Here is a 7,136-nt window from a genome sequence, read left to right on the forward strand (position 1 = left end):
ATGATTGCCGGGCGGGGTACGACGCCAATCAGCACCCGCCGTTGCAGCCTCGCGGCTGCGACCACCCGTGGCCGGGCAGCCAAGGGCCGGAGGGAAAACCCTCCGGCCAATTCTTCGAGCATCGCCGGGCCCGCATTGACACGGACACGCTGCGAACATAGCTAGAACATCAGGCGCTAGGCGGGCGCCTTTCACGACATGCGGTTTATTGAAGCCTCGATCGAGGAGGAAAGCGCATGTCTGGGAAACAGACCGTCATAATCGACACGCTCGGCAAACTGCTGGATGACGGCTATCGATTCAATCTCTGGTGCCTGGATTGCCAACGCGGCGGCATCAGCGGCATCGAGCCGTTCGCGAAGAAGCTCGGGCGGGATCATCCGATCTATGTTCGGGGTCACGTGAAATGCAGCAAGTGCGGCCGCAAGAATGTCGAGGTTCGAGTACAGGCGCCGGCTGCCGGCGAGCGCCCGGTTCAGGGATGACTGCGAAGCTGGTCGTCGTCGCGCAGAGGCTATTCGCCGAGGTCGAAGACGTCGGCGTTGTCAGCCAACTCGCGCAGCCCCTTGAACGATGGATGCCGTAGCTTCCTGTCGCTGGTGATCTCCGTATAGGTGACTTCGGCGACGAACGCTGGCTCGCAGAACACGGCGTTCTTCCGCTTGAGCGAGACCGGCGGCACCTTCGCCGGTATGGCCGACAGCTGCTTGCGCAGGTCGCGCGCCATCTTGTCGGTAAAGCCTGTGCCGACGCCGCCGACATAGACCAGTTCGTCGCCTCGCCTCGCCCCCAGCAACAGCCGCGAAATCGCACCGGTCACTTTTGTTGAAGGTTCGAACCCAACGACGATAAAGCCGTCGCTCTGGATGCATTTCAGTTTGAGCCAATCACCGAGCCGGCCGGAACGGTACGGCCCCCGCCTGTCCTTGGCGATAATACCTTCAAGGCCCAACTTGCAGGCATGCGCCAGAATCGCCGCACCCTCGCCTTCAATCTCTTCTGACAATCGAATAACCGTGCCGCCCTCGTCAATTGCATCCTCTAGCATCGCCCGGCGCTCCCGCTGTTCCATGCCGCGCAGGTCGTGACCGTCGAAGTAGAGAAGGTCGAAGGCATAGAACCGCGCCTCATCGGCTTCGCGCTTGCCCCCTCGGCCGCCCAATGCCGCTTGAAGCATGCCGAAGTTCGAACGCCCGGCCTCGTCGAGCACGACCGCCTCGCCGTCGAGAATCATGGTTGTCGGCCCAAGAACCTTCGCCGCCGCCTCAATCGCCGGGAAACGGTGCGTCCAGTCATGGCCGCCGCGCGTCAGGATCCGCACGCGGCTTGCCTCGATATGGACCGCCAGGCGGTAGCCGTCCCACTTGATTTCGAATGACCAGTCGCCAGCAGCCGGTACTCTCTTGGCTAGGAGCGCCAGACAAGGCTCGACGCGATCAGGCATGGGATCGAAAGGCAGGCGCGGCTGGTTAGGGTCGCGCGGCCCCTTCGGCTGCCCGCGCAGCACAGCGTCTTCTTCGAGGAGCAACTGTTTCGGGCGCTTGCCCTTAGGAGGTGCCTTAGCCATCGCTGATTTAAGGCACAGCGTGATTAGGGTGTCATCTCGTTTTTGGGTTGCGCGGACGGAACAATTTATCGACGCCGGCGTTTTGTTCGCACCCCATGGGCAACTGGCAGTCCCCCCGCAGCCGTTGTCCAACTCTCGCGGCCCCTTCCCCAGGGGCCGCTCCCTTTTTCAGACCTTGCCAATGATAACGAACACGATGCGCCGGATCGCTTCGGCGAAGCTGACGCCAAGCGCCATGGCCGCAATTCCGGTCACACCAAGCGCGCCAATGCCCATCAGCTTCCAGCGCTTCACATCATCCGTGACCGGCTTCATTTCAGCGACGTCCGCGCCGATCGACGCCACTGACGCCTCGACATCGCCGACCCGGTCGACCAACTGATCCATGCGACTGTGGACACCGGCGCGACTAGCTGCCGCCTTGTCCTCTGCCCGCATCGCGCCATCTTCTAGCCGCTTGATCGAGTCCTGCAGGCCACGCATGCCCGCGACCAGCTCGCCGAGCTGCCTATGCACTGATGCATCAATATCCGCAGGTGCCATCTAGCGCCCTTCCCCATGCCGCACACATTCCGCCTTTGTCCAAACGCCGCCGGCGCAAAGGCCGACAACAGTCCGGTCTATCTTTCGCTGATCCGCCGGCGTCGCCCCTCGCGCGCCGACCAGGTCAGTTCCGACGACCCGCCGCAGGCCGTCGACACTTGCTGGCTGCGAAGTCCCACAGGCCGTCAGGGCAAGTGTCATAGTCAGAGCGAGCATCGCCCGCGGAATGTGCCGCCGCATTGTTTTGCCTCTCGAATGCGTTGGTGATTGATCGGGCGCCGTCCTCGCGGATCTCAAGGACGGCCCAGGTGATGGCGGCGAGCACGAGCGCGCCGCCGAGGATCTTCGGCCAGGGGATCATGCCGGATCGAGCCGCTTGCGAATGAAGAGAAACGCCCCGATCGCGAAGGCTACGACGAGGATCCCGGCTAATGCCCACTGCAGCGGACCATTGCCGGTGAAGGCAAAGGCGACAGTTGAGAGAATGCCGGCGGCCCAGCTGACGTTTTCCTTCGTCACAACTTCCGGCGCTTTCGCTGCGGCCGGCTGCGTGTTGGTCGAGACAAACGCACCCTTGGCCCAAAGCCCCACCTCGGCCGAACGGCGGTTGACCAACCCTTCAATGCGCTTCTTGCCGGCATAGACCCACTTCATCAACTCCGCCGGGACGGCGTCATAGTCGCCCTTGTTAAGCTTCTTCAGCAGCGTCGACTTGCCGAGCCCGCCAGTGTTGAAGTCGAACGATACGAGCACGGCGTACTGGTTATCCGTCAGCGGCACCTTGACGAGGCGCGAAACGCGCTCTTCGAACGTGGCGAGATCGGCGCGCAGGATCTCTTCGGCGCGTGTCTCGGTGATTACCATGCCCGGCTTTACCACCGGCGCGCCGGCGGCGCTGGTATGNTCGAACGTGGCGAGATCGGCGCGCAGGATCTCTTCGGCGCGTGTCTCGGTGATTACCATGCCCGGCTTTACCACCGGCGCGCCGGCGGCGCTGGTATGGCCGTAACCGATGGTCCAGACGTCGGCCACGTCCTGGTAGGCCTTCGTTTTCAGACCTTCCCACTGCTTGACGAGCGCAAGGCCCGCCGCGTTGATGCGTCGGTTCATGTTCATGTTGMTACTTTCATTTTGGTGGGGGACAATCTTCTCAGTCGACAGACTGAGGAGCGGGTGATGGACTTCGAGAGGGTCGGGCGAGCACGGATGATGATGCGCCTGCCGGCACATCGGAAACAGATTTCCGACGCCAACTTCGCGGCACTCAATGAGTTGATGGAAGCCTACGGCATGGCAGTGTTGAGCCGCGATGAACTGCGCGAGCAACGGACATCAGATCCCAAAATGCTAAAGGAATTTGAAGACCTCTGTCAGGAACTGGAGGACGACATCGTCAAGATGCTGGCTGGCGTAAGCCCGCGAATGGTTCGCTGACCACCAGTAGATTCTCAGTAGTGAAAAGGTGCGCCCGATTCGCAATGTTCACTTAACGAGTGAGCGGCATGCTCTCGATAGTTGCCGCCGCCCCCTGMCCCCCGCCGGCAACTTGGAACCGCAATCCAGCTCTCCGGATTGCGGTTCTTTCCGTGATGGAGCATCTGATGGGCTATGATTGGAATGGCGCCCGCTGGCGTCGATTAAGAGTGGCGAGATACGGAACCGCCGTGGCGTTGGCGGGTCTGCTGGTCGCTGTCGCGACGCAGGTGGTGGCTAAGGCGCTTTAAGCTTCGACCAGCGGCCAGACGAATGCGGGAAGTTCGGTGATAAATTCCTCGACGCTGGGCCGGTCCCGCTCGCCGGACATAACCTTCGCCAGCTCGGCGGTGGAATAAGTCCACACCGCCGATCGCCAGGTGAAGAGCGCAGCGCCCTCGGCCGCAAACTGCGGGTTCGGATCGTCGCGATAGGTGATGGCGGTCTGGATGCCATCGTATTGCCGCTCGCGGGCCTTGGCGTCGAGATGCCCCTGAATGGCGGCTGTATAAGTCCCCTGCAGCGCGGCGATGCTTTCCGCAGCCTTCTGCTCGGCTGTGATGATTTTCGATTGGTCAACCGTCCACATTGGCGGGCTCCTCAACGATGGGAGTTTCGGCGGGTGGCGGGTCAAACGGCAGAGCCAGCTCGCCATCCGGCGGATGGTGGAGCGCGACAGGGAACGCAACGGCAGGCGAAGGATTGGCGCCGTGCGGCAGGATCAACGTGAGATGAAGACGTCCGGCCAGTCGCTCGACAGGGCCGATGATCCATTCGCACGGGATCGCGCCGTTAGGGATCGTTGCGCCGTCTGGCAGCATCGAAAAATCGAATGCCGCGCCATTGATCGTCAGAACGTCACCGGCCTTCACGACGGCCAGCGCGTCATCTCGCCGTGATGGAGAAAGACAGATCTTCATCAGAACCACCTACCTATTGCTATCGCGTAGCCGTCAACAATTGTGCTTTGGGTCAAATGGGCCCAATGCCTGACATACGCCTGAGTTGTTGATGTTGGACGCCCGGAAGTCCAACGCTGCCCGGTCTTGATCGACATGTTGACGGAAAAGTTCCCGTCAACAAACGCGCCCGGAAGGTTCCAAGGGGTGTCGGTAGATACAAAGATCGGCCCCGCCGCTGTGTCACACGCCAGCGGGATATTATTGGAGACGCAGATCATGACGCCGTTGGCAAATCTGAAATACCAACCATTRGCGTTTGACCCACGATCCATAATCCCGCCGGTCGGTATTCCGCCAGATTGCGAAACAGCCGCCAGGATTTCATCGCGAAATAGAAAGGGCTTCCAAGCCGTGAAAGTCCCCGCAGCTGTCATGGCTCGATACCAGAGCTGTCCTGTGTTCAGGCGGACGAAGATCTGCGATTTGGCGAACGAAAATGACGACCAAACCACGATCTGCCCCGACGCCGCGATGGGGATGTTCAAGGCGTCCCCACCCACCCAATACTCACCACTGTCGACAGCGTCATTTGCATCTGCCACGACATTGGCGCCGGTATTTTGCTGCAGCCTGCCTGGAAGCTGAGCATTCGGGATCTGCCCGAGCGTCGCATAGAATGTGGTTGCGCTAGGATCGTCGAGCAGCGTTCGAGCGAATGCGCTCAGCGTTGCGAGCGCAGCACTGCCGGCGCCATTGAAGTAGGGCATGCGATCAGCGGCCGGGGTAAGCCCGGCAAGCGATGCCAACGCCGGATTGTCGAGCCTCTGGATGTAAGTGGCAAGAGCCTGTGCGTTGGCGACTAGCTGCTGTCCGTAGGCCGTATCGCGCACGATCCAGTAGGCCTGGTTGGCAGCCGTGGTCCCACGCCAAGGCTTGGCAAGCGTCAGTTGCGTATCGCTCTCGATCGACAGGATCGGAACCGGATTTCCATTGGCGCTGTCGAGGCCGAACAGCCCGCCGATCACAAGGCCGGTTTGCCAGGCGGTGCCATTGCCTGTCACCACGGCGCTGCCGGCGGTCACCGAAACGGTGCCCGTTACATAGGGTGCGGTCATATCAGGGGTTTCCTAAGCTGGAATGCCGAAGATGTAGTAGCGGATGCCGATAGGCGCGTAGGCACCGGAGGTCCGCCAGTTGCCGGGGCTGTCGGCACGATTGTAGTAATCGCCGACATTCCCCGCGAAGGTGTGGAACCGGGCGTTGTTCGCCGTCAGTTCGCAATAGGTGCTTTCGCCGGCGTGGCCTTGGCCGCTGTAGCTGTATTTCAGCCGTTTCACGAACGGCAGGCGCCACAACGCGCTCCACGACATGGGTAGGTTGCTTTGCCCGAGGCTCGCGCCGTTCCCGGCGCCATGATGCGTYAGGTATTTCACCATCGGGAACATCCCGGTCCCGTCAAATGGAATGTCCGTAATCAGGTCGTTACCCGCACCGAATGGGAAATACCCCTGCGCCAGGATTTGGACTTGCGGACGCCGACTATCGATGACGACGTCTTTCCATGCCGGCGGATCTGCGGATCCAGGACGAAGGAATTGAACGACGTCGACGCCTCCTTCAGTGAATTCTCGCAAGACTTTATTGCTTCCACCGGTCGGCGGGCTTGTATCCTCAAGGTAGAGCATGAAGCGCGCGCGCATTGCCTTTGTCGCGTTGAAGCCGATGTTCGTCCCGTCAAACCAGTACTCGGCGCCGAAATCGAGGACTTGCGGATTGGACGGATACATGATCGCCGCGCTGTCGTAAAAATGAACATCAAGTGCGACGGTATCGGGTAGCGGAACTCCGGTGTTGTAGTAGCTCACACCAGCGGGAAGCGCGATATCCGCTGCAGCGATGACCTTGACCGGGAGTTTGGAGGCATCGAACGCCATCTGCTGAACGGTTGCCGCGTCCACATTGTAGCCCGGCTTTGCGATCTTCATTTCTGTTGACGTAATCTTGATCGTCTTGCTGCCGTTCGGCGCCAAAACGGGGGCGTCATCCGGCGCGACGTTGTTCCCCGGCAAATTCCAGACGATCAACCGCTTGTCGCGCGATCGAAATTTGTTGAAATCATCAATCGTATCGTTCGGCGTGACAACGATTGGGGTCCCGTAGGAGAAGCTCCCCAGATTATTGTTGAGAACCATGTTTTCCGCCCATCCAATTTGAGCGAAATTTCCCACGGCATAGAAGCCGCCTTGACCGTGGTAGTAGGCACCGTTGTCGGTCCAGGCGACCATCTGTTGATTGTAGACATTGCTTCCGCCGCCCTTTTTCGCCTTCACGTCAAACAACGGGACGTCATACCGGAGCGTAGGGAAAGCGGTATTGCGAAACCCCCAAAGCGTTCCCTGCGCAATGGTGACGGACATGTAAGCGAACGTCGCGGAATTGCTTCCCGGGGGATAGTAGCTTGGGCCGCTGCCAGCCTGGAAGGTGTTGACCACCCATATGTCACACAAGCTCGCTTGAATGCCGAACTTGCTGTTGTAGAGGAACTTCCAGCGCTCACTATCCGGCGTAGTGCGCGGATCGTCAGCATCGCTCTTCATGATTTTGATACAGCCGGCGCCGGTGCTGTCGACGCCAATCATCGTGCGAACCAT

General features: G+C 60.5%; 11 protein-coding genes and 1 pseudogene. 3 read left to right on the forward strand and 9 right to left on the reverse strand.

Annotated features, from left to right (window positions below):
• Positions 1–236: 236 nt before the first annotated feature.
• Positions 237–485, forward strand: a complete 249-nt coding sequence (locus ASD00_RS05250; RefSeq protein ID WP_057205128.1) for a hypothetical protein — start codon at positions 237–239, stop codon at positions 483–485.
• Positions 486–514: 29 nt separating this feature from the next.
• On the opposite strand, the gene ligD is transcribed toward ASD00_RS05250, so the two are convergent.
• The 5 genes and pseudogenes from ligD to ASD00_RS41400 form a co-directional block, all read right to left on the reverse strand.
• Positions 515–1,699: a non-homologous end-joining DNA ligase gene (ligD, locus tag ASD00_RS05255; protein ID WP_348272060.1), complete on the reverse strand. Its 1,185-nt coding sequence runs from the start codon at positions 1,697–1,699 to the stop codon at positions 515–517.
• Between the two features lie 36 nt (positions 1,700–1,735).
• Positions 1,736–2,110 (reverse strand): DUF1515 family protein, encoded by a 375-nt coding sequence (locus tag ASD00_RS05260; RefSeq protein WP_057205135.1) that lies wholly within the window; start codon positions 2,108–2,110, stop codon positions 1,736–1,738.
• The gene (locus tag ASD00_RS41395) at positions 2,111–2,350 is read right to left on the reverse strand and encodes a hypothetical protein (protein WP_082523437.1); all 240 of its coding nucleotides are present in this window, start codon (positions 2,348–2,350) and stop codon (positions 2,111–2,113) included. It abuts the gene before it with no gap.
• Between the two features lie 117 nt (positions 2,351–2,467).
• Positions 2,468–3,013, reverse strand: a 546-nt coding sequence (locus ASD00_RS05270; protein WP_244496003.1) for a glycoside hydrolase family protein, incomplete at its 5' end; no start/stop codon positions are given.
• A 1-nt stretch (position 3,014) separates the two neighbouring features.
• Positions 3,015–3,220: pseudogene (locus ASD00_RS41400) on the reverse strand (lysozyme); the annotation flags it as partial.
• 96 nt (positions 3,221–3,316) lie between these two features.
• On the opposite strand from ASD00_RS41400, the gene ASD00_RS05275 reads away from it, so the two are divergent.
• Positions 3,317–3,544 (forward strand): nodulation protein, encoded by a 228-nt coding sequence (locus ASD00_RS05275; RefSeq protein ID WP_156585459.1) that lies wholly within the window; start codon positions 3,317–3,319, stop codon positions 3,542–3,544.
• 68 nt (positions 3,545–3,612) lie between these two features.
• Entirely contained in the window at positions 3,613–3,834 is a 222-nt protein-coding gene (locus tag ASD00_RS05280) for a hypothetical protein (RefSeq protein WP_156585460.1), read from the forward strand.
• Here the strand turns inward: ASD00_RS05280 and ASD00_RS05285 are convergent.
• The 4 genes from ASD00_RS05285 to ASD00_RS05300 all read right to left on the reverse strand — a co-directional run.
• On the reverse strand, positions 3,831–4,172 hold the full coding sequence (locus tag ASD00_RS05285; protein WP_057205149.1) for a hypothetical protein: 342 nt from the start codon (positions 4,170–4,172) through the stop codon (positions 3,831–3,833). The two genes, ASD00_RS05280 and ASD00_RS05285, sit on opposite strands and share 4 nt — an antisense overlap.
• On the reverse strand, positions 4,159–4,503 hold the full coding sequence (locus tag ASD00_RS05290; protein ID WP_057205153.1) for a hypothetical protein: 345 nt from the start codon (positions 4,501–4,503) through the stop codon (positions 4,159–4,161). Before ASD00_RS05290 ends, ASD00_RS05285 begins: the two co-directional genes overlap by 14 nt.
• A complete protein-coding gene (locus tag ASD00_RS41405; protein ID WP_244496004.1) occupies positions 4,503–5,600 on the reverse strand; it encodes a pyocin knob domain-containing protein in 1,098 nt (365 codons plus the stop codon). The genes ASD00_RS05290 and ASD00_RS41405 overlap by 1 nt, the downstream gene beginning before the upstream one ends.
• Before the next feature lie 12 nt (positions 5,601–5,612).
• Positions 5,613–7,136, reverse strand: a 1,524-nt coding sequence (locus ASD00_RS05300) for a hypothetical protein (RefSeq protein WP_057205156.1), incomplete at its 5' end; no start/stop codon positions are given.

Source organism: Ensifer sp. Root31 (genome assembly GCF_001424825.1).
Taxonomy (GTDB): Bacteria; Pseudomonadota; Alphaproteobacteria; order Rhizobiales; family Rhizobiaceae; genus Ensifer; species Ensifer canadensis.